Source organism: Methylibium sp. T29-B, from assembly GCF_000576225.1.
GTDB lineage: Bacteria > Pseudomonadota > Gammaproteobacteria > Burkholderiales > Burkholderiaceae_C > Methylibium > Methylibium petroleiphilum.
In genome coordinates this window covers 49,556-74,544 of sequence record NZ_AZSN01000003.1, presented here as the reverse complement: position 1 = coordinate 74,544, position 24,989 = coordinate 49,556, and the positions used below count along the sequence as shown (strand labels likewise).

General features: G+C 66.8%; 25 protein-coding genes and 1 pseudogene. 9 read left to right on the top strand and 17 right to left on the bottom strand.

Going from position 1 to position 24,989, the window contains the following annotated elements; all coding sequences use genetic code 11:
- Together Y694_RS01250 and Y694_RS01245 are read right to left on the bottom strand one after the other, a co-directional pair.
- On the bottom strand, positions 1-753 hold a 753-nt coding region (locus Y694_RS01250; protein ID WP_036229100.1), incomplete at its 3' end, for a glycosyltransferase N-terminal domain-containing protein.
- 25 nt (positions 754-778) lie between these two features.
- Positions 779-2,170, bottom strand: a complete 1,392-nt coding sequence (locus Y694_RS01245) for a phosphomannomutase/phosphoglucomutase (protein WP_011829734.1) — start codon at positions 2,168-2,170, stop codon at positions 779-781.
- A gap of 188 nt (positions 2,171-2,358) precedes the next feature.
- Between Y694_RS01245 and Y694_RS01240 the strand changes: the two genes are divergently transcribed.
- Together Y694_RS01240 and Y694_RS01235 are read left to right on the top strand one after the other, a co-directional pair.
- A complete protein-coding gene (locus Y694_RS01240; protein WP_011829735.1) occupies positions 2,359-2,853 on the top strand; it encodes a methylated-DNA--[protein]-cysteine S-methyltransferase in 495 nt (164 codons plus the stop codon).
- A complete protein-coding gene (locus Y694_RS01235) occupies positions 2,850-3,758 on the top strand; it encodes a DMT family transporter (RefSeq protein WP_036229097.1) in 909 nt (302 codons plus the stop codon). Before Y694_RS01240 ends, Y694_RS01235 begins: the two co-directional genes overlap by 4 nt.
- Positions 3,759-3,781: 23 nt before the next feature.
- Here the strand turns inward: Y694_RS01235 and Y694_RS01230 are convergent, their stop codons facing one another.
- Positions 3,782-4,546, bottom strand: coding sequence for a metallophosphoesterase (locus Y694_RS01230; protein WP_036229095.1), 765 nt, complete (start codon positions 4,544-4,546; stop codon positions 3,782-3,784).
- Positions 4,543-5,568 carry an NADP-dependent oxidoreductase gene (locus Y694_RS01225; protein WP_036229094.1) on the bottom strand — a complete coding sequence of 342 codons (1,026 nt, stop codon included), beginning with the start codon at positions 5,566-5,568 and terminating at the stop codon, positions 4,543-4,545. The genes Y694_RS01230 and Y694_RS01225 overlap by 4 nt, the downstream gene beginning before the upstream one ends.
- A 284-nt stretch (positions 5,569-5,852) precedes the next feature.
- Here Y694_RS01225 and Y694_RS01220 point away from each other — a divergent pair, with 284 nt between their 5' ends.
- Positions 5,853-6,065: a hypothetical protein gene (locus Y694_RS01220; RefSeq protein ID WP_011829739.1), complete on the top strand. Its 213-nt coding sequence runs from the start codon at positions 5,853-5,855 to the stop codon at positions 6,063-6,065.
- Positions 6,066-6,422: 357 nt separating this feature from the next.
- Here the strand turns inward: Y694_RS01220 and Y694_RS01215 are convergent, their stop codons facing one another.
- Complete coding sequence (locus Y694_RS01215; protein ID WP_036229090.1) at positions 6,423-6,641, bottom strand: DUF3606 domain-containing protein; 219 nt, start codon at positions 6,639-6,641, stop codon at positions 6,423-6,425.
- Between the two features lie 241 nt (positions 6,642-6,882).
- Here Y694_RS01215 and ssuE point away from each other — a divergent pair, with 241 nt between their 5' ends.
- Positions 6,883-7,479: an NADPH-dependent FMN reductase gene (ssuE, locus tag Y694_RS01210; protein ID WP_231497460.1), complete on the top strand. Its 597-nt coding sequence runs from the start codon at positions 6,883-6,885 to the stop codon at positions 7,477-7,479.
- 343 nt (positions 7,480-7,822) lie between these two features.
- Here ssuE and Y694_RS01205 read toward each other — a convergent pair whose 3' ends face one another.
- From Y694_RS01205 to Y694_RS01190, 4 genes are all read right to left on the bottom strand, one after another.
- On the bottom strand, positions 7,823-9,106 hold the full coding sequence (locus tag Y694_RS01205) for a site-specific integrase (protein WP_081771169.1): 1,284 nt from the start codon (positions 9,104-9,106) through the stop codon (positions 7,823-7,825).
- 257 nt (positions 9,107-9,363) lie between these two features.
- Complete coding sequence (locus Y694_RS01200) at positions 9,364-10,089, bottom strand: PD-(D/E)XK nuclease family protein (protein ID WP_051495483.1); 726 nt, start codon at positions 10,087-10,089, stop codon at positions 9,364-9,366.
- Between the two features lie 329 nt (positions 10,090-10,418).
- Positions 10,419-10,679, bottom strand: a complete 261-nt coding sequence (locus tag Y694_RS01195) for a hypothetical protein (protein ID WP_231497459.1) — start codon at positions 10,677-10,679, stop codon at positions 10,419-10,421.
- A 29-nt stretch (positions 10,680-10,708) separates the two neighbouring features.
- Positions 10,709-11,764: a PRTRC system protein D gene (locus tag Y694_RS01190; protein WP_051495482.1), complete on the bottom strand. Its 1,056-nt coding sequence runs from the start codon at positions 11,762-11,764 to the stop codon at positions 10,709-10,711.
- Positions 11,765-12,858: 1,094 nt separating this feature from the next.
- Here Y694_RS01190 and Y694_RS01185 point away from each other — a divergent pair.
- A complete protein-coding gene (locus Y694_RS01185) occupies positions 12,859-14,184 on the top strand; it encodes a phage integrase N-terminal domain-containing protein (RefSeq protein ID WP_231497458.1) in 1,326 nt (441 codons plus the stop codon).
- An 80-nt stretch (positions 14,185-14,264) separates the two neighbouring features.
- Here the strand turns inward: Y694_RS01185 and Y694_RS01180 are convergent, their stop codons facing one another.
- The 6 genes and pseudogenes from Y694_RS01180 to Y694_RS01155 form a co-directional block, all read right to left on the bottom strand.
- Positions 14,265-16,286, bottom strand: coding sequence for a ParB/RepB/Spo0J family partition protein (locus tag Y694_RS01180; RefSeq protein WP_036229084.1), 2,022 nt, complete (start codon positions 16,284-16,286; stop codon positions 14,265-14,267).
- A 142-nt stretch (positions 16,287-16,428) separates the two neighbouring features.
- Positions 16,429-18,384 carry a DUF3732 domain-containing protein gene (locus Y694_RS01175; RefSeq protein ID WP_036229081.1) on the bottom strand — a complete coding sequence of 652 codons (1,956 nt, stop codon included), beginning with the start codon at positions 18,382-18,384 and terminating at the stop codon, positions 16,429-16,431.
- Positions 18,381-18,896 (bottom strand): three component ABC system middle component, encoded by a 516-nt coding sequence (locus tag Y694_RS01170; protein WP_231497457.1) that lies wholly within the window; start codon positions 18,894-18,896, stop codon positions 18,381-18,383. Before Y694_RS01170 ends, Y694_RS01175 begins: the two co-directional genes overlap by 4 nt.
- Positions 18,893-19,350: pseudogene (locus Y694_RS26985) on the bottom strand (ABC-three component system protein). The gene Y694_RS01170 and the pseudogene Y694_RS26985 overlap by 4 nt, the downstream one beginning before the upstream one ends.
- A gap of 800 nt (positions 19,351-20,150) precedes the next feature.
- Positions 20,151-20,801 carry an RES family NAD+ phosphorylase gene (locus Y694_RS01160; RefSeq protein ID WP_051495485.1) on the bottom strand — a complete coding sequence of 217 codons (651 nt, stop codon included), beginning with the start codon at positions 20,799-20,801 and terminating at the stop codon, positions 20,151-20,153.
- A 55-nt stretch (positions 20,802-20,856) separates the two neighbouring features.
- Positions 20,857-21,540: a hypothetical protein gene (locus Y694_RS01155; RefSeq protein WP_051495480.1), complete on the bottom strand. Its 684-nt coding sequence runs from the start codon at positions 21,538-21,540 to the stop codon at positions 20,857-20,859.
- Positions 21,541-22,241: 701 nt separating this feature from the next.
- Between Y694_RS01155 and Y694_RS01150 the strand changes: the two genes are divergently transcribed.
- Positions 22,242-22,442: a hypothetical protein gene (locus Y694_RS01150; RefSeq protein ID WP_036229071.1), complete on the top strand. Its 201-nt coding sequence runs from the start codon at positions 22,242-22,244 to the stop codon at positions 22,440-22,442.
- Here the strand turns inward: Y694_RS01150 and Y694_RS23020 are convergent.
- Positions 22,402-22,683, bottom strand: coding sequence for a hypothetical protein (locus tag Y694_RS23020; RefSeq protein ID WP_231497456.1), 282 nt, complete (start codon positions 22,681-22,683; stop codon positions 22,402-22,404). The two genes, Y694_RS01150 and Y694_RS23020, sit on opposite strands and share 41 nt — an antisense overlap.
- Positions 22,684-22,799: 116 nt before the next feature.
- Here Y694_RS23020 and Y694_RS01145 point away from each other — a divergent pair, with 116 nt between their 5' ends.
- From Y694_RS01145 to Y694_RS01135, 3 genes are all read left to right on the top strand, one after another.
- Complete coding sequence (locus Y694_RS01145) at positions 22,800-23,318, top strand: hypothetical protein (protein WP_036229069.1); 519 nt, start codon at positions 22,800-22,802, stop codon at positions 23,316-23,318.
- A 175-nt stretch (positions 23,319-23,493) separates the two neighbouring features.
- Entirely contained in the window at positions 23,494-23,985 is a 492-nt protein-coding gene (locus Y694_RS01140; protein WP_152543366.1) for a hypothetical protein, read from the top strand.
- A 93-nt stretch (positions 23,986-24,078) separates the two neighbouring features.
- Complete coding sequence (locus Y694_RS01135) at positions 24,079-24,555, top strand: DUF6878 family protein (protein ID WP_152543365.1); 477 nt, start codon at positions 24,079-24,081, stop codon at positions 24,553-24,555.
- Here Y694_RS01135 and Y694_RS22270 read toward each other — a convergent pair.
- On the bottom strand, positions 24,534-24,938 hold the full coding sequence (locus Y694_RS22270; RefSeq protein WP_051495479.1) for a hypothetical protein: 405 nt from the start codon (positions 24,936-24,938) through the stop codon (positions 24,534-24,536). The genes Y694_RS01135 and Y694_RS22270 overlap by 22 nt on opposite strands.
- Between the last annotated feature and the right edge of the window lie 51 nt (positions 24,939-24,989).

Genomic DNA, 24,989 nt, shown 5'->3' with positions numbered 1-24,989 from the left:
CCAGCAGCGCGGCTCCTCGCCCTCGCGGGTGCTGGCCGCCAGCACCAGCGGCCGGCCGCTCGCCTGCGCCCAGCGTTCGCCGAGCCGGCACAGCGCGGCATCGGGATCCACGTCGAACTTCAGGTTACCCATCACGTCGACGCGGCGTGCGCCGGCGTCGCGCAGGCGTGCCGCGTCGGCCTCGGTCTGCGCCAGCACGCGCACGAGCGCCGCGAAGGCCGGCCTCAGCAGTACCGCGAAGCGCGCACCGCGTCGCAGGCTCTTCTCGCTGAGGCGGGCATTGGCCAGCAGCACAGGCACGCCGGCGGCGGCGGCGCTGCGCATCAAGTTGGGCCACACCTCGGTTTCCATCAGCACGCCGACCGCCGGCCGCCAATGGGCCAGGAAGCGGCGCGTCGCGCCCGGCGTGTCGTAGGGCAGCCAGGTCTGGGCGTCACCGGCGCGCAGCAGGGCGGCGCCGGCCTCGCGCCCGGTCGCCGTGCCGTGGGTGAGCAGCAGGCGCAGCGACGGCTGTTCGTCGCGCAGCGCATCGACCAGCGCCTGGGCGGCCCGGGTCTCGCCGAGCGACACGGCATGGATCCACACCGCGCCGGGCACCGCGGTCCCGGCATAGCGGCCGAAGCGCTCGCCGATGGCCTGGCGGTACGGCGGTTCGGCGCGCCCGCGCCACCACAGCCGCAGCGCGTAGACCGGGCTCAGCGCGCGCAACAGGCTGCCGTAGACGAAGCGCGCGAAGCCGGCCTTCACGTCCATGGCGGCCGCGAGGCGACGGCGCCGCTCAGTGCGCCGCCGCGGCGACCTGCGCGTCCGGCTTCACGGCGCGCAATGCGGCCATGAACTGCGCCTGGATGCGCTCCAGCGCCGCCGCCGTGTGGCCCTCGAAACGCAGCACCAGCACCGGCGTGGTGTTGGAGGCGCGCACCAGGCCGAAGCCATCCTTGAACTCGGCGCGCAGGCCATCGATGGTGATCACCTCGCTGGCGCCGGGGAACTTGGCCACTTCGCGCAGCCGGGCCACCACCTCGTGGTGCTCGCCCTCGGCGCAGGGCACGTTCAGCTCAGGCGTGCTGTAGCTGGTGGGCAGGGCGTTGAGCAGCTTGCTCGGGTCCTTGTGGCGCGACACGATCTCCAGCAGCCGCGCCGCGGTGTAGGTGGCATCGTCGAAGCCATACCAGCGCTCGCCGAAGAAGATGTGGCCGCTCATCTCGCCGGCCAGCGGTGCGCCACTCTCCTTGAGCTTTGCCTTGATCAGCGAGTGGCCGGTCTTCCACATCACCGGCTCGCCGCCGGCCTTGCGGATCGCCGCGACGAGGCGCTGCGAGCACTTGACGTCGAAGATGATCGGCGCGCCGGGGTGGCGCTGCAGGATGTCCTGCGCGTACAGCATCAATTGCCGGTCGGGGAAGATGTTCTGGCCATCGGCGGTCACGACGCCCAGGCGGTCGCCGTCGCCGTCGAAAGCCAGGCCGAGTTCGGCACCGGTCTCCTTCACGGTGCGGATCAGGTCCACCAGGTTCTCCGGCTTGGAGGGATCGGGATGGTGGTTCGGGAAGTCGCCGTCGACCTCGGAGTAGAGCTCGATCACCTCGCAGCCCAGCGCGCGCAGGATGCCGGGCGCCGACGCGCCGGGGATGCCGTTGCCGGAATCGACCACGATCTTCATCGGCCGGGCCAGCTTGCAGTCGTTGGTGATGCGGTGCCGGTACTCGGCGCCGATGTCCATCGCGGCCGAGCGGCCCTGGCCCTTCACGTAGTCCTCGGCCTCGATGCGCCGGCGCAGACCCTGGATGTCCTCGCCGTAGATCGCGCGGCCGCCCAGCACCATCTTGAAGCCGTTGTAGTCCTTCGGGTTGTGGCTGCCGGTGACCTGGATGCCGCTGCGGCAGCCGTGCTTTGCGCGCGTGGCGGCCACGTAATACAGCATCGGCGTGGTGACCGGCCCCAGGTCCACCACGTCGAGACCGGTCGAGGCCAGGCCACGGATCAGCGCGGCCGACAGCCCCGGCCCGGAAAGGCGCCCGTCCCTGCCGACCGCGACCGCCTTCTCGCCCAGCTTGCGCGCCTCGCTGCCGAACGCACGGCCGAGGTGCTCGGCGAACTGCTCGTCGATCGTCTTGCCGACGATGCCACGGATGTCATAGGCCTTGAAGATCGAAGCTGCAACTTGCATGCGGGGGTCCGTCCTGAATGAGAAGACTGAGGAGACCGGCGGATTGTAGGGACGCCCCCTGCTTCGGCCCGCCGGTCACCGGGTTTCCTCGCGCCGAGTGCGTCACGCCCGCCCAGCCTAAGATCGCGGGTCCGTCGCCGGCTGGCTGCTCAACGGGATCTCCGGCGACCTTTCCGTCCAAGCGCCCCATGCCACCTCGTTCGTTCGCCGCCCAGGCCCGGGCCGACACGCCGCTCGGCCCGATCACACTCGCAGCCACCGAGCGCGGCCTCGCGGGCCTCTGGTTCGACGGTCAGAAGCACCATCCCGGCACGATCGATGCGCCGGTCGACGCCGGCCAACGCTGGATCGTCCAGGCCCTCGATGAACTCGCCGACTACTGGCGCGACGGTTCGGCACCCTTCACGATCGCGCTGGATCCGCAGGGCACGCCGTTCCAGCAATCGGTGTGGGAGGCGCTTCGTGGCATCGCCGCGGGCCGCACGCTCAGCTACGGTGGCCTCGCGCAGCAGCTCGGCCGTGCGTCGGCGGTGCGGGCGGTGGGTGCGGCGATCGGCCGCAACCCGGTCGCGGTGATCGTGCCCTGCCACCGCGTGCTGGGCACGAGCGGCTCCCTCACCGGCTATGCCGGTGGCCTGGAGCGCAAGGCGGCGTTGCTGCGGCTTGAGGGCACCCTGCTGTGAAGCCGGCCGACGTCCTCGAGCTGTGCCTGCTGGCGGCGCTCTGGGGTGCCTCCTTCCTGTTCATGCGCCTGGGGGCCGGCGAATTCGGCCCGGTGGCGCTGGCCGGGCTGCGCGTGCTGGGGGCCACGCTGTTCCTGCTGCCGCTGCTGGCCGCCCGCCGGCAGCTGGGTGTGCTGCGTACACACTGGCGCGACATCTTCCTGGTGGGACTCGCCAACTCGGCTCTGCCCTTCCTGGCCTACAGCTATGCGGCGCTCGCCATCACCGCCGGCCTGTCGTCGATCTTCAACGCTACCACTCCGCTGTGGGGTGCGCTGATCGCCTGGCTGTGGCTCAAGGACCGGCTGACGCCATCGCGCGTGCTGGGCCTGCTGATCGGCTTCGGCGGCGTGCTGTGGCTGGCCTGGGACAAGGCCAGCTTCAAGCCGGGCGCCGATGGCACAAGCACCGGCTGGGCGGTCGTTGCCTGCCTGGGCGCGACCCTGCTCTACGGCTGGTCGGCCAGCTTCACCAAGAAGCGGCTCACCGGCGTGGCGCCGCTCGCCGTGGCCACCGGCAGCCAGGTGTCGGCGGCGCTCGTGCTCACGCTGCCGATGCTGTGGTTCTGGCCCACGCAGGCGCCCTCGGCCACGGCCTGGCTGGCGGTCGGCCTGCTGGCACTGGCCTGCACCGGCGTGGCCTACGTGCTGTTCTTCCGCCTGATCGCCCGCATCGGCCCGTCCAACACGATCGCGGTGACCTTCCTGATTCCGGCGTTCGCTGTGCTGTGGGGCTGGATATTCCTGGCCGAGGGCATCACCACGGCGATGGTGATCGGCTGCGCGGTCATCCTGGTCGGCACGGCGCTCACGACCGGGTTGGTCACGTTGCCGCTTGGCCGACGCAAGACCGCCACGGAAGCGTGAGGGTCCGGGCCGACGGGCCCGGCTCAGTCGACCTCGATCAGCAGCGCCGGATCGAACGCCGGGTTCTCTACCTGACCGCGTGGCGCATAGCCACGCGGATTGGCGACCACCCGGGTCCGGCCGATCCGGTAGTCGAAGCTGTCGTGCACATGACCGTGCAGCCAGAGCTGCGGCTGCCAGCGCAGGATGCGCGCCTCCAGGTCGGAGACGAAGCAGGCGTTCAGCGGCGAGCCGGCGAACTTGTCCGCGATGCTGCCGCGCGAGGGCGCATGGTGGGTCACCACCACCGTCGGGCCGTCGTGCGGTTCGGCGAAGCGCGCCTCCAGCCAGTCGACGGCCGTGTCGAACAGCAGTTGCGACAGCGCGGGCGTGAAAAGCTGGTCGAACTCCGGTGCCACGCGAACGCGCGAGAAGTCTCGCACCAGTTCGGTCGCCTGTCGCACCCCGGCGTCACGCTCCACCACGGTAGCGAACAGGCGGTAGTCGGACCACAGCGTGCAGCCGAGGAAGCGCACGCCGCCGTGGTGCCACTCGTCGCGCTCCAGCACCCGCACCGCGCTGCCCTGCGCCTGCTCACGCAACTGCCGCAGCGTGGTCACGAGATCGCCGCCGTAGAACTCGTGGTTGCCCGCAACGAACAGCGTGGGCTGCGGAAACTGTCGAGCCCACGCGATGGCGCCGGCGGGCCGCGACACGTCGCCCGCCACCACCACCACGTCGGCCGGCGTCGACGGCACGTCCAGCGGCTGCACCGACAGGTGCAGGTCCGAGTAAAGCGCAAGCCTCATGCCGCGGCAGGCTCGTCCGACAGGCGAACCATCAGCTTGCCCTGGTTGCGGCCATCAAGCAGCATGTTGATGGCATCGGGCACGCGTTCGAGGCCTTCGACAACATGCGCGCGATGCTGCAGGCGGCCCTCTCCGGCCCACTGCAGCAGGTGCGCGTAGGCCTCCTTCGGGTCGTGCTCGGGATCAAGGATCACGAAACCCTGCATGCGCAGCCGCTTCAGCACCACCTGCACGATGTTGCGCGGACCCGGCACATCGTAGTCGTTGTAGGTCGAGATCATGCCGCAGCAAACGATGCGGCCGAAGTCGTTCATCTGCCCCAGAGCGAGCTCGAGGGTGTGCCCGCCGACGTTGTCGAAGTACACGTCGATGCCCTTCGAACAGGCTGCGGCCAGCGACGCGTCGAAGTCGGCGGCGCGGTAATCCACCGCGGCATCGAAGCCCAGCACCTCGGTCAGGTAGCGGCACTTCTCGGCGCCGCCCGCCACGCCGACGACGCGGCAGCCGAGGATGCGGCCGATCTGGCCGACCAGCGCGCCCACGGCACCGGCGGCGCCAGACACCAGCAAGGTCTCTCCGGCCTTCGCCGCGCCCACTTTGACGAGGCCGCAGTAGGCCGTCATGCCGATGTGACCGAGCAGGCTGAAATGAGCCGTGACCGGCAGCGGCGCGATGTCCGGCAAGACGAGCAGGTCCGAGCCATCGCTGATCACGCGTTGCTGGCAGCCGAACAGGCCCTGCACCAGCGTGCCCTGTGCGAAGCCAGGGTGCCGCGTGGCCTCGACCACGCCGATGCCGATGCCGCGGAACACCTCGCCGGGCTGGATCATCGGCAGGTAGTTGTCTGTCGGGTGCAGCCAGACGCGCATCGTCGGGTCGATCGACAGGTAGATCGTGCGCACCTGCACCTGGCCGTCCGCGAGCGGCGCGAGCGGCGCGTCGACGAGGCGGAAATCTTCGTCGCGGATGCGGCCTTCGGGATGGCGGGCGAGCAGCAGTTGGCGGTTGCCAGCGGTGGTCACGGTTAAGTCTCCTGGTTGTGGGTCGCCCCAATGGCGCGGTTGTGGCGAGGAGATCACAAGTTCCGGCGAAACGGAAGCGGTGGAAAGCCTCGGGCGGGCCTCGCCGACCAACTCCCGCTGCGACGACCACTGCATCGGAATCGCAAGAACTTCACACGCGTGGCCCGCGACGCCCTCGCTTCAGGGGGGCCCGCTTGCGCCCATGAACAGCCGGTCCCGTCTACGCTTACGGCGCAGGAGCAACCACTGAGCGCGGCGCCCCGCTGCCGCCCTGGAGTACATGAATGACGACGGTACAAAAGATCATCTGGGCTGAAACCTTCGCGCAGCAATGTCAGGCCCTCTCCGAAGGGCGCGGCAACTTCCACGGCTACCTCGATCTGGCCTATGAACTGCAGGCGCGTGAAGGCGCCAGCGACCCGGCGCTGGTGGCCCGGCGAGAGTTCGACCGGTTGCGCAGCATCGACTCCTGCCAGCGAGCGACGGCCACGTCGTGACCCGTTGACCCCGGCGCGCCGCCGCTGATCCGCGGCGCTCGTCGTCCCGGTATGTGCGAGCAGGGCGAGGTTCGATATGCGATCCGCCCGGTTGGCCGCACCAGCGGGCGCCGCGACGCTCCCGGCAACTCGTCGTGACAAGTTGCCGATGAACGCTTCTCGCGCCGCCAGATCCCCCGCTACCCTGGTCCGCCTGCCCGGCACACCGCTGCTTGCGCAGATCGAGCTGCAGGGCAAGGGCAGCTTCGCCGCCAAGCCCAAAGCTTGGTCGAATCGCTGTCTGCCACGGACTGTGAGGCGCTCAACCAGCTGCAGGCACTGCGATTTCGGCGCGCCGACGCCAGCGTCGCCGAGCGCTCAACCGCCGGGCGGGTCGTACTCGGGGCCGGAGGCCGGCAGCTCGCGCTTCAGGTAGCGCACCACCGACTCGGCGCGCGGACCGACTTGCTGGACGGCTCGACGCAACTGCGCGTGGTCGACGTCCAGCAAGCGACACCAATAGGCGACGTCGACGTCGCGCAAGAGGTCGATGCGCGCGGACGATGCGATCGAAGACGGGTTCGTTTCGACGACCATGCCTGCCTCCTTCGGAGCGATGACGAATCCATTATGAGACGGCACGGCTGCCGGGTGGAGGGCTTCCCCCTCTTCTCGCCGTGGCACGGTCAGACGGGCCGGCATATGCAAAGCCGCAAAGCGTCCTTGTCCACCGGGACCTCGCGGCTTAGGGTCGAGGGTTGTTCCGCGACTGCACTTCTCTCTCTCGCACACCAAACCAGAACCCCATGAAAGTCATCAGCATTCTCGCAGTCCCTCGTTGCGTTCGCGCTCCGGCGCCCTGCTCCAGTTGGCGCAGGCCAGGCTGCAGCCTCACGCGACCACCACAGAGACGATCACGGTCCGCGACCTGCCCGGCCAGGCACTGCTGCACGCCGAATTCGCCGACACCGACATCCAGGCCGCGATCCGCAAGGTGCTGGAGGCGCAGGTCGTCCTCGTCGCCACCCCGATCTACAAGGCCGCCTACAGCGGCCTGCTGAAGAGCTTCCTCGACCTGTTGCCACAGGACGGACTGCGCGACAAGACCGTGCTGCCACTCGCCACGGGCGGGAGCGCAGCTCACCTGCTGGCTCTCGACTACGCGCTCAAGCCGGTGCTGTCGGCGCTGGGTGCTCGCGACATCCTCGACGCGGTCTACGCCAGCGATGCGCAGATCCCGAGCGTGGACGGCCGCTACGAGGTCGACGCAGAGATCGGCGTGCGCGTGGAACAGTCACTGCGCAGCGTCATCGAGCGCGCCGCGCAGTACGACGCGGAAGCTGAAGCCGCACGCGAGCGCGATGCTGTGTTGGCACGTGCACGCGGCACGCCCCAGCCGCCCTGGTTGAGCCACCGCGTGCGCTGGGCGGTGTGATAGAGCGCCCACAAAGCACAACGGGTTGCAACATCGCTGTTGCAACCCGTTGATTTTTTGGCGGAGTGGACGTCCGGGCCCTTAGGCCGTCACAGCGTCTCACTGCGTCCAAGATTTCACTCCGGACTTTGCGGGCAGGGCAAGCGACCACTTCTTAACGTCCCACGAAAACCCATCAAATCCGCGTCGCATCCGGGGGTTGTAGCGGGGGTCGTCGATTTGGGCGGAGAGCCCTGTAGGGCGGACCATCCCTCCGTCGAACTTCCGACCCCCGTCATGATGCCACACAGGGCGAGTCGGGCCCCACGCCAAGCCACCCTGTTGCCTGCTGCACTGGCGATTCTCAGGCAGCACTACGAGGCCCCTCCTGCTCTGCGGCATCCGTGACTTCAAGCTCCGGTTCACCTCCGGCATCCGCGGTTTCCTCGGTATCCGGCTGAACAACTGCGCACCAGGCCGCCCAGTCCTGCATCAGCGCGCGGCGACGCTCGAAGAGGTCCGAGCGCCGGTAGGCGTTCTCGACGGCGTTCCCCACGGTGTGCGCCAACGAAAGCTCGGCCAGTTCCTTCGGGTACTGGGTCATCTCAGCCGCCCAGTCCCTGAACGTCGAGCGGAACCCGTGCACAGTCAGATCCGCACGGTTCATCCGCCGCAACACCGTCAACATTGACATGCTCGACAGCATCTTGTCTTCCCTGGCCCCAGGGAAGACAAGCACCGGGTGCAGACCGCGGAGCTTCTTCAAGATGTCCAGCGCGGCATCGACCAGCGGGATGCGATGTTCCTTGCCGTTCTTCATCCGTTCTGGGGGAACGACCCAGACACGCGCTTTGAAGTCGATCTCGGTCCACTGCGCTCCAAGCACTTCACCGGTCCGGCAGGCGGTGAGGACAGTAAGTTCCAGGGCTCGGGCCCCGATGCCCTTCTGCAACCGCAATCCGTCGAAAAATGCACCGGTTTCCCGATACGGCAAGGCCGGGTGATGCCTCACCTTCTTGAGCTTCGCCGGCTTCGGCAGCAGTTCTTCCAAGTGACCATGCCACCGAGCCGGGTTCTCGCCTTCGCGATAGCCCTGTTTGGCAGCCCAAGACAAGACGCGCTCCATCCGTTCGCGGATCCGCGATGCGGTCTCCGTCTTCGTTTTCCAGATCGGCTGCAGCACCTTCAGGACCAAGGGGGTGTCAATGCGCCGAACGTGGAGCTTCCCGATGTGCGGCGAGACATACGTGCTCAGCGAGGTCTCCCACTGCTTCTGATGCTTCTCGTTCTTCCACGCTTCCTTGTGGCTCTTGATGTAGTCCGCCGCGCAGCGGTCGAAGTCGAGATTGCTCAGTTGTTCGACCTTGTTGGCGACAACGAGCGCATTGCGCACCTCGAGCGGGTCCTTGCCTCCGGCCAAACAGACCCGTGCGTCTCTCGCCTGCTCCCGCGCCTCGGCGAGGCTCACGGTATGCGTGGCACCCAAGCCCATGTAGCGCTCCTTGCCGTCTCGCTCGTACCGGAAGATCCAGCTTTTCACCAAGGCCTTCGTGATCTGAAGGTACAGGCCCTTGCCGTCGGCGTAGCGACCCGGCTTCGAGAGTCGGGCAACCTTGAGCGCCGTGAGCTTTTCTATTCCGCCAGCCATTTCTAATGTCCTCTCATGCTGTCGGGGACAACATTTCCCGATCCAGTGCACTCATGAAAACATCGGAAAGCGCGCCTTCAACCCCGCGGAAACTGGCCGCGAAAAACAACCTCTTCGAGCACACGCTGACGCGCGTTCAACGTCTCTCCCATATCGCGTCGAACATGGGGCATGGATGTTCCTCTGCAACATGAGCAGCGCCACGGCTAACCACCCAAAGATTGGCATAGACAAGGGTCGATTTCTGCAGCAGCGCTTTAGTCTTGGCGCTTTCCGCCTGCGATCCGAAGCTGTCCTATCAATTCGTGATTCATGGCTGGCGAGGGTTGAAGCCCGGCGTACGGACCCGGATGCTCACGTGAATGCGTCGAATGACCCAGGAAGAGAGACGCCAAAGGACGTAGCGTTTCGCGATTGGCCATTGCGAGACGATTTACCTGCCTGGCGATGCGGCAGATGGATCGATAGCCGCAGGTGCTGCACACCCCGACCGAAGCTGCGGGTCGAGGATTGATCCGTCCAGCCAGAATGGCCTCACGTCGCCTGACCAACGCGACCACGGCTTCTCCAGAGACCAGCCGAACGCGATGTTCCTCGCGCGCGCCGTCCGGCGTCTGGGTGACCACATAGCCGTGGTGTGCGACGAAGTGCCGGGTATTGCGCTCGAGCGCCAGCCTCTGCGCAGACAACTGAATCACATCCGACGGGAACACACGATTGACGCTACGGGTCTTAAGCTCCAAGAGCACGACCGGACCCGACGGCATCCGATACGCGCGATCGAGCCTGGTCGAGAGCCGCACCGGCTCCGACACATCGAACCGCTTCTCCAGGTAGATCAGTTCCGCATCCTTCAAGTCCGAAGGGCGACTGGCCCTCTCCATGCAATCAGCTAGCTCCGCGCGTCGACGCCGCAAGGCCACGATCATCCCGAGTGCCAGGGCGAGCGTCAGCAGCGCCCAAGCAGGCCAGTTGGTCGTCATCCGCCTTCTCCTGGCTCTCGGGCCCGATGTCTGCGACCAACAAGCCCGCACAGCACAGCGAGTGCAATGCGCGTGCAGAGCCCCACGAACCACCGGCCGAACGAAGCAAACGTGGGGCGGCGCCGGCGACTCGCTCCCTCTTTTGCAGCAAGCCCGTCGCGATGAAACCGTTCGTGCGCACGCAGGCCTCGCCGCATTGCCCGTCGTTGCGCCGACGTCCGCCGCGTGCCGTGGCGATGTGCCAGCAACACTCTTCGCTCGCACACCCCCATCTCCGCCAGTTCGGACGCGCTGACCGCATCAAGAGGTCGGTTGGCATGCTTCTTCATCTACCCCTCCCCGACCGGCGGCGCCTCGAAGACCTGGTTGGTGTGACGGGCGACCGACGAGCTGACGCTCGGCTCGCTCGCCGGGTTTATCAGCGGGCCCATTGCCGCGACACCCTGCGCCGCCATCCAGTGCTGCGCGATCAGCCCCTCGTGCGCCAGAAACCGCAGCCGGTTCACCCGCTTGGTGCCCTTGTTGAAGCGGATCAGGTCGTCGTAGAGGCGCGGGTTGTCCTCGCGCGTCATCTCGAACAGCAGGCGCACGGGCTCTTCCTTCATCGTTGTGGCGTGGGTCATGAGTCGCCCCCTTCGGTCTGCATCGATCGCAGCGTCCTGCCAGTTGCCTGCAGTGCGGTGTAGGCGTAGTTCGTACCGGCGATCTGATAGCCCCTGACGTTGGCGAACATCGGATCCTTGACCTCCAGGATCTGGTGCGTCGCGAAGGCTTCCTTCACCGCCTTCTTGAAGAGAAATGCGCCGCCGCCGACCAGGATCACGTGCTGGACGTTGTAGGACTCGCCGATGCGATGCACCATGGCGGCCACGGCCTCCGTCGCGATGATCTCCACCATCGGCTTCATGCGCGCCACGTTGTAGGTCCGCTGATAGACCGTCAGGCCCTTGCCGGTGCGCAGGGCCAGGTCGATGTTGTCCAGGTTGGTGTACGGCTTGCCGATCTCCTGGCTCACGTCGTCGGCGATCAGTTGCAGGATGTTCGACACGCCGCGGTCGACCGAGTGGCTCTGCTTGTGCGACAACTTCATGCCGCGCGCCACCAGCCAGTCGAACGTGCGCGAGCCCGGATCGATCACCAGGCTTTGCTCGCGCTCCATGGCTTCAACCTTGTCGTTCTGCGTGGCGTAGTCGATCAACGCGCCGTTCGGCTGGGCCATTGCCAAGGCCTTGCGCACCGTCACCACCTTCCCGCCGCCTACGTCGTGCCGGCCGGACATCAGTTTCTCCAGCGCTGCCTTCTTCGCCGCGAACACCGCGACCGGCAAGCCGACAACCAGCAGGTCGATGGTCTCGACCTTCATCATGCGCAGAGCACCGCGGGCGAGCGCCAGGTATTGCGGCGTGTCGGTGTAGTCGCCGTGGATCTGCGTCGCCCGAAAGGCATCGGCCGCCAGCATCACATCCGGACCGACCTCGTAGAACAGGCCGTTGATCGGGATGGCGACGGTCTTGCGCCCATCGGCGCCCAGCGTCTTCGCCGGATCGCGGGGGCTGGGGTAGGCGCGGGACGGGAAGCTGGCGCAGCGGATGTCGCCAACCTTCCCGCCACCGACGCCGGTGACGTACTTGGTGTTGCCGAATCCGACATCCACCGCTCGAACGACCAGTTCCATGGGATGGCTCCAAGGCAAGGTTGCAAGGCGACCAGCTTCGACTGCTCGAAGTGATCGATCCACGCGGAACGCCCCTTCAAAACCTGGCCTTTCGCGATCAGGTCCGGCCTGAGATCGACCAGACTCTGGTGCAGTCTCGGCAGGGCGAGATCGCTCGGCCAAGCGAGTCGGGGCAGCCCGCGTGTCGAACCACGGTCGCACCCGAAACTGCCCTGTCAAGAGCACGCTGCCGTGGGCAGGCCACGACCGGCGGAACCGGCGGGCACCCAAGGCAAGGCATGCGAAGTCCCGGTCGGGGCCAGAGGCAGCAGTTCCTGCTGTCAACCCCGCGCACAGCCTCACTCCCGAGCCCTTCGGGACAATAAACCCGGCTCACGGCTGCGTCCCGGCCCCTCAAGCGCCACCCGCAAGTGCTGCCAAACCCCGGCGCTTGCGGCGGCCCGCCCTTGACCCTCATCCGCGCCCGTCGTCAACTACGTTCTCCCGAGAGCCATCCCGGCTCCGCTCCGCATGGAGCACAAGGCGTCGCAGTCGTTACCTGCCCTTCAAGCCCCGGCCTTCGAGCCGGGACAGCCATCGCCCTTCGAGGCGCCGGCCCCGAGGTCCCCTTTCGTAGTGCATGTGCCCGTGGCCCTGCCGGCGTTCACCGCCGGGCGTTCCTGAAACGCGCCACCGCCTTCGACACCCTGGTCGGCACCCGATGCCGCACCGCTGTTCCCGCCATCGCTTGAGCACGCGTTCCACGCAGCGCGCGGTCGTGTTTGCCCTGTTGGGCTCCACGCGCGCCCCCGCTCACAGACTCGGCACCGCCCTGGACATTCGGTCAGGGGCGGACCCATGCGAGTCGATGGCGCTACGAATCCAGAACTGATCCACCACGCGCGTGCAAGGCCTGACCTTGCCGCCGATGCCGACCGCCATGCCCATGAGGCCGGCGGGCATCACCAACCCCACGGTTGCAGAAATGCACAGGTGGGACGGATCAACCCCGTTTCATTCTTAAGACCGACCGAGCTGGCCGCTGCGTGTGCAGCGGTTGGCAAACCGCCTGGGTAGGTGCCGCAACGCCGTGGTCGCGTGCGGCGCCGAATTCTTTGATCACACACCGGCCGGGGCGACGGAATCCGCCCTGCCGATCGACCGCTTCGGATTCCACGTCGCTGCCAACCAACCCGCCGTTCGGGCGGCGGGTCTCAGCCTGGAGCCCTTCCATGCCCGCCCTCGATCACCGTGAAGCCCAACCATCGACATCCCGCCGCCGACGTCAGGAGCCTTCGAGTCCGGGACGGTCCACCCAGTACCAGCCCACGCGCCGCCAGAGTTGGGCGGGCAAGTCGCCGAAGGAAATTTTGGCGCGCTACACACCTGGCAAGGCATCGCCGGAGAAGGTGCTCGAAGTGCTGATCGAACTCTTCAACACGCTGCACACCTCGCTGGAGAAGACGGTGTCGCACAAGACGCGGCACGAACGCGCGCACTTCCTGCGGCGCTTCTTCCGCGACCTGCGGCTCAAGGCCGGCTTCAAGACCATGCCCGACCCGCGCAACCTGGGGCAGAAGCACATCCGCGCCATGGCGCAGGTTTGGAAGCAGGATCACCTGGCGCCGGCCACCATCCAGACCTACCTGAGCTTCCTGCGCGGGCTGGGCATGTGGATGGGCAAACACGGCTTCGTGCGCAGCCCCGCCTATTACGGCCTGGTGGTGGACGAGTACCAGCGCCACGAGTACGCCCAGCGCGACAAGAGCTGGTCGGCCCAGGGGATCGACATCGACGCCTTGATCAACGATGTGTGCGCCTTCGATTGCCATGTCGGCGCAAGCCTGCGGCTCATCCGGGCCTTCGGGCTGCGGCGCAAGGAGGCGATCCAGTTCCGGCCATTCGAGCACGTCGTGCCGTTTGCCGAAACCGGCTTGCCGCCAGACGACACGGCGGCGGATCGGTATGTGCGTGTCAAGGGCAAAGGCGGGCGCGTGCGCTGGCTCCCGCTGGACAGCCCCGCACGGGTGGCGGCGGTCGCGTTCGCGCAAGACCAGGCCAGCAGCCGGGACGCCCACATGGGCGATCCGACGCGCGACCTCAAAAGGAACCTGCGCCGGTTCGACTACGTGATGGAAAAGTTCGGCATCACGCTGCGCGAGCGGGGTGCCACGGGACACGGCCTGCGCCATGAAGTGCTGATGGACACCTACACGGGCCTCACTGGCGCCCTGCCCCCGGTGCGTGGCGGCGGGCCTGTAGACCCGGAAGTAGACATTGCGGCTCGACGCACCGTGTCGGCCCTCGCCGGACACGCCCGCATCAGAGCCTCGGGGGCGTATTTAGGTGCCGTCCTTCCGAAACTGCGTGGGCAGCCGGCAACGAAGCGAGGCGCGCCTACGGCAAGGTCACCCGGTGACGAAGAATCTCCCGTTCCGTAGGACTGATCTCCTTGACGCCGAACAGCGCACGGTGTGGCCGTACCGCGCGCGGCTGGATGTCGGTCGTCGCAGTCGCTCTGCTACGCATCCAAGGCTTCGGACGCGGCGTGCTCCGGCGCATCGTCAAGCGCTTCCTCGGTCGACGTCTCCACCGCCCGCCGCGTGCGCAGGCATGCGGGCAGCCAGCCCGTTGCCGCCACGGTCTGTTCCGCGCCGCTCGCGGCGTCGGCCTTCTTCAGCGCGGCCAAGGGGCTGGCCGCGTTGACATCCACCGCTTCCGTCACCACGTCGAGAATGCGCGCCTTCGACACGTGGCTGAAGTACGAAGCGCTGGTTGCCGCCCACCACTTGTTCATGTCCAGCCCCAAGGCCGCGGCCAGCGCGTCCGTGCGCTGCCTCTCAGGCTCGGTGCCGTAAATGCCCGTCACGGTCACCGCGACCGTGAAGGTCAGCAGTTGAATCACCGTCGCCTGCTCCTGCGTCAGCAGCCATGGGAACACCTGGTCCATCTCCTGCGGCAGGCGAGCGGCCCACGACGTGCGCTCGGCCTGAACCCTGGCCCAGCCTGCGCTGCCCTGCATGTCTTCGGCCGCCGCCTGCAGATCGGACTGACTGTCTGCCGCCGTGATGGCGAAGACCGTCTCCGGCCGCTGGTAGCCGCGGGCATCGTCACGGAAGATCAGCTGCGCCAGTTGTGCCGTGAGTGCCGCCAGCGCCACGTCAGGGCGGGCCGTCAACTCGGCCTGCACGGCCGCCACGCGATGGGCCGTCAGGCGCCTGGTCAGCTTCTCGGAATGCACGGGTCTGGTCTTGCCCGAGGGCATGGACACCACGGATTCACCCGCGCCCTCCGCTTCGCTGGCCTGCCGCGCGGCGTCGGCCATGCCGCTGCGGTCGTCCGGCCGAACCAAGCCGTACTTGACCTCGGCCGTGCCCCTGCTGCCCACGAAGACCACGCAGCCGGCCTGGGCCATGAGTTCGGGTGGCCAGACGCACAGGGCATCTTGCAAGGTCTTCAGTTGTGCCTCCAGCACCTCGGCCTCGGCTTCGAGCTTGAGGAACTCTCGGTCATCGTTCTCATCGTCGCCCTCGTGCTCCTGCAACGCGTCCATCCGTGCCTGCAAGGTGTCGAGTTGGCTCCGCAAGCCCGCCATGGCGCCCGCTTCTTCGTCGTCCGGTGTGCGCCGCGTCTTGCGCAGCTCACCGAACTTGACGAACTCCTCGAAGACATAGCGCGCCCGGACGTCGACCCACTTCCAGCCCTCGGCGGCGACCTGTCTGGCCTTCTTGCGCAGCTTGTCGGTCGCCAGTGAGTCCAGCAGGGCGGCGTCGAGCAGGTAGGCCTTCTTGTCGTCGTCGCTGAACAGGTCGCGCCGTAGCTCGCCGCCCGCCTTCTCGTAGGCCTTGAGCGTGACATAGCGCGCAACCGGATCGGTGTCGGATTCGATTTCGCCCTGCGTCAGCAACTGGCGCAGGTAGTCGGGACGGCGGTTCCATGTCGGCATGCCGGTCCACACCTGCTCCTGCCGCGCATGGTCGTCGCACGAGGCCAGCACCATCAGGCAATCCAAGCCGATCTGCCCCTCGCGAAACTGTGCCATCAGGCGCGGCGACACCGCAGCCAGCTTCATGCGGCGCTTCACCACCAGCGGCGTGACGCCGAACGCCGCGGCCACGTCCTCGACCGACTTGCCCGCATCGATCAGCTTGGCGAAGGCGACGTATTCGTCGGCCGGATGCATGGGGATGTGAAACACGTTCTCCGCGAGGCTGGCGATGAGCGCCTTGTCTGCGGGCACGATCAGCACCGGCACCGGGTAGTTCTCGGGGATGTCATCGGCCTGCGCCAGCGCTGCCAGCGCTTCGAGTCTGCGCCCGCCGGCGCAGACCTCGTACATGCCGCGTGCACCCTTCACGACGATCAGGTTCTGCAGCACGCCGCTGTCCTTGATCGAGGCAGCGAGTTCCGCAATGCTCAGCTTGGGCGTGCTGCCTTGCGGGCGCACCTGGCGCTCTTCGGACAGCACCAGTTTGTTGAGGGGCACCGTCGTGCGCGGGGACGCCGCGATAACGGCTTCGATTTCAGCTTTGGAGAATTTCATCAAGGGCTCCTGAACGCGGTGAGTGGGCCCGCTCCATGCGGGACCGTGCGTTCAGAATCTCATCCGCGGCCATGCTTTCAAGTGCGTCGGAGGCGGGAACGATTCCCAGCCTGCCCCCACGCCCATTCCGCTCCAGCGACGATCAAACGACGCTGTCGCCCCTCGGCCAGTCCTCCGGCACAAACTTCAACCCATCGCGCCACCGTTCGCGTAATGCGGCTTGGAAGCGAGCATCGTCGCTGAAGTCCGGGTGATCCGTGATGAGAACCTGAAAGCGCCCCTGCAGGCTTTCGACCACGTCGAAGATGAGCCCAAAGAGTGCCTTCACGGCCTTCCGATCCGAATCCAGCTTCTCCTGGGTCACGCCGTCGCGTGGTGCCGCGTCCGGCGAAAAATGAGCCTGCGACAACTGGTCTAACAACAGGAAGGATGGAACCGGTCGCTGTCGGTTCGCAAACCACGTGTGCAACGCGAGATGTGCAACGATGTGATAGCCGACGTGGTTTTCGCCGCTGCCGATTTCGGACATGGGCACGGGGCGCTCGGGCGTGTCGGCCACGATGGTCAGCGCCCGCGGGTCGAGTCGAAGCGGGCTCTCTGAATACTCCAGCCCGATCCGCCGAGCGTAGTCGGACAGGTAGCGATTCACGTTCGACAAGCAGGATTCCAGCTTCTGTTGGATCACGTCGGCGCTGACGGCCTGGTCAAGCTGCTGCTCCTGCAGTTTCAGTTCGTCAAGCCGGCGTTGCTGCGCCGTCAGATCCGGCATCTGCGGAATGTTCTCGACATACAGGCTGATGCGGCCGAGCACCATCGCCCGCCGCGCCTCGGTGTCGGCGGCCAGTTGCAGACGTTGGCTTGAGCGTTTGACCGCGGTCAGCAACTCACGGTTGCCGTCCATGCGGCGCCGAAGCTCGACCAGCTTGCCCTCGACCTCATGAATCGCGGACTCGATGCGAGGGGTGGCCGAGTCCATGGCGCCACTGCGCTCACCGATGTACGCCTGGGCGGCACGCAGCTCGCCAATCGACGGCGCACTCGATTCGGCCGGCAAGCCCTGCAGGCACAGCGGGCACGCATGTCCGTCCACCCCCTGCTCGAAGACCGACACCGCATTCAGCCGCGCCGCATGCTCCCTTGCCTCCGAGGAGAACCCACGCGAGTTGCCTTCGAAGGCGCGTGCTCGTTCGAGTGTGGCAACCAAACTGCGCTGCTCGCCGAGCAGTCCGTTGCGTTCGTCCGTCAGACGACGGAACTCCGCGTCGTCCCCACCTTCTGCGAGTGCACTGGGTACCGGTGAGCTTTGCAGCAGGCGTAGCGTCTCCACCTTCTGCTGCCATAGCGCCCCGTCTCCAAGCGTTGTCAGGCCTGCCGCCTTCGCTTCGGCCAGCAAGGTGTCCGCGCGTGTCACCCCCTCACCTCGGATGGCCGAAGCCTCGGCCAGCCTGCGCTCGATCTGGCGCATTTCGGTGCGGACGCGCTTCAATTCCTGTTGCTTGGCCACGTAGTCATCAGTCACCGCGCCCAAGAAGTACGGCAGCGTGTCCTTGATCGCCTGGGCCACAAAGCGGTCGCTTGCGCCATGGAACAGGTGGCGGCGCTGGGCAATCTCGTTCTGCGATTGCAGGCAGAACGTCAGCGCATGGCTGATGGTTGCCGCCAGCGGCACCCGTGTTTGACCCGGCGGCGGCTCATGCAGATAGTCCGACATGCCGACCCAGGACGCGAGCAGCGATCTGAGCCCTTCCCTGTTCGTGGTCTGGCGGAGTTCCGCGTGCGCGGGGGTCGCAAGTTCCAAGTCGGTCTTGACGTACACCGCCTCGCTGGCCTTGGCATCACCGGCTGGCACTTGCCGCGCGACGAAGGCCTGCCCACGCTCGGTTTGAAGCAGAAGACCGAACCAGGAGACGTTCCGACGAACCTTGCCTTCGGGAACATCGCATTCCGAGGCGCCGAAGCAGTAGTCGATCACCCCCAGCAATGCGGACTTGCCGGTACGCGAGTCGCCCGAGATTATGTTGACGCGCCCCGGCTCCATCCGGATGGTTCTGCAGCGCCCGTCGTGGCTGTAGGCAACGATGGCCAAGATCTGAATCATGCTTGCACCCCCAACATCGCCATCACCGTTGAGGGTGTTCCGCCCTTGTGCAACCAGCGCCCCACAAAGAGGGCCTGCCCGGCGCAGTCCCTGACGTCGGCGCTCGATTGCTTCAGATAGCCGTTGATGCGCTTGGCGGCGCCCGGCTCGCTGGCCACCCTACGGCCCACCATCGACAGCGCACCATGCTTTGCGCCGAACACCAGGGCCTCCCGCACATACGGACGCAGGATCCCGACACCTTTGGCCACTGCGGAGCGTTCCAGCGGGTGGTCTTGGATCCAGGTGGCAAGCGAAGTGCGCACGGTGACCGGCAGATGTCGGCGCGTCTGTCCGCGCAGCACGAAGCTGGCGCCTACGAATGCCAGCTCAAGGGGTAGCGCGGCCGTCGCGTCGGTCACTGTTGCGGCTTCAGTCTGGTACCCCTTGGCCACATGCCACAGCACTACGGCGCAGAACGCCGGATTCAGCAGATTGCGTTGCTCGATGGTTCGGTCCTGCCACTCGGTCATGGCGTTGCCCCATCAGTGGGCGTATCGAAGATCGCTTGCATGCGGGCCTCGAAATCCGGATGCCAACCCAGGCGCCGGTCATCGGCAAGCATGTGGAACGACCCTCGACACACCCAGGGCACGTTGACTCCGGACTTGATGGGCAATGGTGCATCCTCTGCCCACTTGAGGATGGCCCGCCCCCCTTGGCCATCTCGTCTTCGCCGGCCCCCTCGCCCAGTTCGTCGCAAACCTGTTCGCGCAGCAGCGCCCACTCGGTGAGCAGGCGCTGGTCGTACTGCCGCAGATCGGCGTCGAACAACAAGTCGTCGCGCATCCACGCAGAACGCTGGCGAAACGCCTGAAGGTAGCTGGTGATCGCATTGCGAATGCGGCGCGGCCCAGCGCCGACGATTTCGACCTGGCGATAGAACGGTCGACTGGCGAACTCCGGCAAGTGTTCGAGTGCCACCATCAAGGCGTCGATCTCCTCGTCGATGGGCAGCGCATCGCGCTTCAGCGACTCCTGAACCTCCGATATCTGCGCATCGATCTCCGCACGAGGAATACCAACACCGCCATACACCAGTTCGTGAATCACCCGCTTGAACCACCAGCCCTCGATCATCTGAACCGACAGCGCCTGGTGGTGGAGCGACACGTGATACAGCTCGGCCTGCAACTGCGATTGGATGGCGTCGGCATTGGGCTGGCCTGCCACCACGTAGATGCTGCTCAACAGCTGCTGGCGCTCGGCCTCACCCAGCGCGAGGAAGGCCTCGAATGCGTCCTTCAGGTCGGCATTCGTCGAGGTCGTGGCCGCCTGCTTGAGCCGAGTGGAGGCGGCTTCAACATCGCGGCCCTCGCCCGCCGGGCCTAACGCCGAACAGGCGGTGCCGGCCGAAGCCATCGACGTCGAGATCAGGAACTTCGCGGCCGTGATAGGCACCTCGCCGCTGGCGCGTCCCACCATCCAGACTCTCAGCGTCTTCCAGAGGTCCGAGCTGAGGTCGCTCAGACCCGATGTGCCGTGGATCGAGTGCTTGGTCTGCAGCACCGCGATGGGATCGCCGTTTGCCTCGAAACTCACGTCGTCCAGCGTTTCGATGCTGACCAAGAAGTCCATCACCCGGCTCTGCCGTATGGCCAACAGCAATGCCACGCGCACCTGGTACAGGTAACCCAGCATCGAAGCACCGGCATTGAACGTCGCGACAGTTGATCCGCTCATCCTTGGTCCCCCATTCCTTCGTTCCTCGATTCAGTGCAGCGAAGTCAGGCCCTTCCCGCAACGACGCGCACGCCGATCATGTCAGCCAAGGTCAGCAGGTCCATGTAGGCAGGCCCGTCATCGAGCAAGGCGCGCGAAACCTCACGCCGCGTCAATGTGCCTGCATCAACGCGATCACCAAACAGCATCACCGCCATCGCACTGTCGTCCTGCCGCGAGGTCCAGCACAGGCCTTGGATGTGCGCATGTTGCGCATGGATCGCCGCAGACCACTTGCGGGTCTGGCCGTAGGTGTCCTTCTCGGTGTCGATCAACTGCTTGCGTTCGACGCCCAGCTTGCGCAGCGGCACGTTGCGCAGGTCGGCCAGCGTCAATGCCGCCGTGGCGGCCAGCACCGAGTGCAGTTGACCTTCGAGCTTGTGCTTGGCGAAGGTCTTCAGTCCCGGCGCGAACGGCACATCGTGGAAGACAGTTTCCATGGCCGCGCAGTTGAAGCTGGTGCCGCCGTAGAGCGTCGGGATCGGCTTTCCGGCGGCGTTGACGACGGGGCTGAACCTGGCGTTGCCTTTGACGCCCGGGTTGAACGCCTCTGCCGCGTACACGTCGAGGTGAATGCGGTGCAAGGCAACACCGGCCTTCCAAGTCGCTGTGGTGATGTGCAAGACCGCAGGCGGGTCTGGCACGGTGCCGGCCAACGCGGCCTTCGACTTGGAAGCGCCGGCGCGCCGCGGACGGCCTGCGCCGGCCGGGTCAGCCATGGGCGACTTCGGCCATTTCGTCGGTGGCAGCCGCCAGCACACGGTCGGGCGACTTGAGCAGCACGTCCTGGGGCCGCTTGCCGCCGAGGAAGCTGTTTGCCGAGGCGAACCAGTACGCCAGACCCCAGCCGTCCTTGGCATCCCCGAAGACCGCCAGGACAGGCGCCAGCGGCTTCAGGGGTCTGTAGCCCGCCTCGGCGTCCAGACCGTAGGCCGGAAAGTAGTCCAGGCCCTGGTGGCGGATCGCAAAGATCTGCCCTTCCTTCTTCCACTTGTTCGGCTGCGCGCTGAGGTTCGAGGTGCTGAAGCCCGCCAGCTCGGCCACCTGCGCCGCCGTGAGCCAGTCGCCTGACGCCAGGACTTCGCTGCGCGCGTGCGCCGTCATGCGCGCTTCCACCATCATGTGCGCCGGCATAGGTACGGTCGGCACCAGCGCGTCGACGATCTTGTCCAGCGCCTCGCGCTGGCGCCGCTTGATCAGGCCCGCCACCATCGGTGCCAGGCTGCCCAGCGCATCGGCAATCGCGCGCACGGTGCGCTCGCTCTCATGGGCGAACGTCAGCGCAATGGCACGCTCGGCGACTGAGTGCCGCAACTGCTCGCCGATCTCGCCGGGTGTGCCGGCCAACGTGCCCACGCCCGACGGCACTGCCCGCCCATCGTTGACTTCGCGCATCACAGCTCCCAAATCGATGACGGATATTATCATGATTGCACGCTCACCTTCATCATCGAGTCGGGGCTGACATGGGGCACGCTGCCTGTGGGCCATGCTGCCGCCACGCACTTCGCCGGAGTGCCGCAGGGCGTGTTGCGCCATCGCGAAGCACCCGGCCTGTGGGGCGCTTTCGGGTGGCGCATGGCGGCGACCTCTGGTGCGATCTTGAGCTTGCTCCCCTCGGGTGCCAGACTGCAAGGGCTATCCGTGGGCATCGCGCCTGCAAAGCCTTCACCAGAGGCTCCGGCCTCCTGAAGTCCAGTTCGCTGGCGTCGCAGTCGTTACCTGCCTTGTAGAGCCCGGACATCGATCCGGTTCAGCCACGCCCGTGGCTGTGGATTGCGTTCAGCCCCCAGGCTGAACAGCGTGGCCTTGTGCCACAGAGCCGCTCCGCCGGTCACGGCCGGAGCATCCCGAACGGGGAACCCCAAGTTCCCCGCCGGGGATGGGTGTTCCCTTTCATTCGATGAAGGAGAACACCATGTTCGCTGTCCCAGTGAAGAGAGTGCTGCGCCTGTCGGGGTGCTGCTGGGCGGTTCCGGGCGCGCCCGTGAGCTGACCCTTCGAGCGCCGCAAGTCGCCGCGCTGATGAAGCCCATTTCGTTTGCGTTCACGCAAGCGTTCGAGGCTGTCGAGAACCGCGCTGTGGAAGGGGCGTCATGCTGACCACCCTGTACCGCAAGCGCATAGCCGCCCTGGCGATTCAACTCGCCAAGGATGACCCGCAAGTGGTCAAGGAAGTGATCGCCCGGCTGCGCAAGTCAGGCGAGATCGAGCCCGACGATCTGGTCTATCTGGACGAGATCGCCGACCGCTGGATCAGGATTGCCGAGGAGAACCGGCAGAAGGCGCGCCGCTGACCACCGTGGTCAAACGCGCAGGGGGCTTCACGCCCTTCACCTTCGCCATCTCCGAGACGATCTTGTCCAGCAGATCAGGGCGTTCATCGGCGAGCGTACCGGCCCACGCGGCCAACGCTTGTTCGACGTCGTCCTGCGTTCGCACCCCTTCGAAGTCGAGTCCGAGTGATCGGAACTCATCGACTTCGTCGGGGGTGAACCGTAGTGACTTGCCTGCACGAAGCATCGTGTGGGCCTCCATGTGCGGGCTGCTCAGGTTATCAGCACCGCATGCCCTTGCAACCGATTTGCAACCCTCGGGGAGCCCACCGCTTCCCGCCGGGGATGGGTGTTCCCTCTTTCACAGGAGCCAACACCATGTTCCCTGAGAAACCTGAAAAGTCCCGCCCTCGTGCCAAGCGCTTCGGCGTCGAGTTCGAGGAAGAGCGCGCCTGGGTCAGCTTCTACCGCCGGGTGCGTCACGACGCGACCCTGGCCACCGAAGTGCTGGCCCAGCTCGAAGCCGATGCCGAGATGAAGCGCAGGCACCTGGCCCTGGTGCTGTGCTGCAAGGAAGCCCTGCGCGCCCACAAGGCCCGCCAGGCCCGCGACAAGCGGATCGGCCAGTTCGTCCGCTGGCTCTGCCACGGGCTGTTTGCTGTGCCCGTGCGCATGCTGCGCCGCGGCGGTGACATCGCCGTCGAGTGCCTGCCCGAGACCGGCAAGGAACCGGCGGTGCGCCAGGTGCGACGCCTGACGCGCGAGACTGAATTCGCGCAGGCGCAATCGGCCTTCGCACCGCAGGCGGGCCCACCCGGCGCGGCGCCGGCCGCCGCGCAAACCGAGGCTTCACCGCCTCGCTCGCCACAAGCCCAGGCCACCCGCTCGGCGGCCTGACCCAGAGCGCGAGGCACCACCCGCCTGGCCCGGCAACGCGGCGCCCGCCGTGATGCCTCGAGCGTCGAACGCTCACGCCCACCTCCGCGGTGGTGCGTGACGCGCTCGGCCATCCCGCCCCTTCCACGTCGACCTGCCGCCGGCCGGTCGTACCCCTCATGAAAGGAACAGTCCCATGGCCCCTGCCAATGAAACACCGCGTGCCTTCGAGGCACCCGCTCAGATCGCCAGTGCGCACGAGCTGCGCCAGTTGGCGCAAGACACCTTCGGATTGGGCATCCAACCCGGAGCCGATCCCGCAATGTCGTCCCCTGGGCCGGAATCAACCCCCGCCGCGATGAAGGCCAGCTACAAGGTCTTCCTCTACGACCGCGAATACGGCGACCTCACCGATGCCGTCACGACCGACTCGTTCGACGCCGGCGTACAGCTGGTGCGCGACCGCTTGCCGGTGCAGGCCGACTACGTGGTGGAAGCCACGTGGACGCGCGGCATCGGCGAGATGGAAGTGCGAAGCCCCCGGGGCACCGTGGTGGCCCGCGTCCAGCCTGTCGATGACACCGACGTCACCGTGCGGCCACCCGTGACCAGGGCCTGCTCGGCGTTGCAGGTTGGCGACGGCGCACCGCTCGAGCAGTTGTTCAGCCCGCTGCCGGAAGCCGCCTGAAGCGCCGCCGGCACTGCAGTTCAACCAACCCCGAGGGGCACGCTGTCCCGACGGGTGCGGTCGTGCCCCTCGACCTCCATGAAGGAAGAGAACATGACCCCAGAGAAGACAAACAACTCCGCGGACGCCACCGAGCCGGCGCGTTACGTGATCGACGAAGCGTCGGTCCTCGGCCGCAACCGGCGCATCCTGCTGGCGACGTTGGTACAGGCCGGCGCCGTCACGGCCACCGCCACCTACGTCGGCTGCGGCGACTCGGGCGGCGTCGAAGACGTGTCGGTCGAGATGCCGGCCGAAGCGCCGTTCAACATGGCGGCGCTCGTCACCATGTTCGCCGAACGCGGCGTCTTCGAGAACGGTGAGTGGCAGACCACCATCGTCGAGCAACAGCTCAGCATCGAACAGGCCCTGCGCGACTTCGCCGACGAGGTCATCGATGTGGTCCATGGCGGCTGGGAAAACGGCGACGGCGGCTCCGGCAGCGTCATCTTCGACTGCCAGGCCGGCACGGTGCGCATCGAGCACACGGCCTACTTCACCGACTCCGACTACGAGGAGACGACGTTTTGACGCGCCCAACTGTGCACGCCTCGCTCGCATGCTGGCCCGGGCTGCGCCACGACCAGGCCGCCCGGCATCTCGCGGGTGCGGTCGTCGAGCCGCTGTTCGGAAGGCTGTGCACCGACCACGTCCAACTCGTTCCGCAGAACTTCGGCGTCCTGACCGAGGCGATGGTCGATGGACTGATGGTCGCGTTTCCGCAGGTGCGCTTCAGGCTGCACGCCAACGTGCGGGTCTTGCCCGAGCACCAACTGGCCGACCTGTCGGGCTACCAGGCGCACCGTGAGTGGTTCCGGCAGGCGGCCCTCATCAGCCGGCGGCTTGCCGCGCCGGCCTACACCGCGCATGCCGGCGCGCGACGCGACGCCAGCATGGCCGAGATGCTCGAACACACACACGCCGCTGCACGGACCTGTTCGGCTGCGCCGTCGGCGTCGAAGGAC